Below are 213 nucleotides of genomic sequence, written 5' to 3'. Positions count from 1 at the left end.
TTACAGCAACATTAGGGGCTTGTTCTTCTTCGACAAATGTTACGGTCAATGCACAACCGGTAACACCCCCAGCCCCCACATTGAGTGCTGCTGTAACACAACCTACTTGTACGGTAGCTACAGGAAGTTTTACGATTACAAATTACAATGCTTCTTATACATATACGGCAAGTCCTTCTGCAGGAGTAACAATTAGTGGGAATACTGTAACAG

1 protein-coding gene is annotated in these 213 nt (G+C 43.2%); it reads left to right on the top strand.

Annotated features, from left to right (window positions below):
• On the top strand, positions 1-213 hold a 213-nt coding region (locus K5R64_RS13595; RefSeq protein WP_220764204.1), incomplete at both ends, for a hypothetical protein.

It is taken from the genome of Flavobacterium sp. UMI-01, assembly GCF_019656315.1.
Classification (GTDB): domain Bacteria; phylum Bacteroidota; class Bacteroidia; order Flavobacteriales; family Flavobacteriaceae; genus Flavobacterium.
The sequence above is the reverse complement of the archived record's forward strand: the minus strand, read 5'-3'. Positions and strand labels throughout refer to the sequence as shown.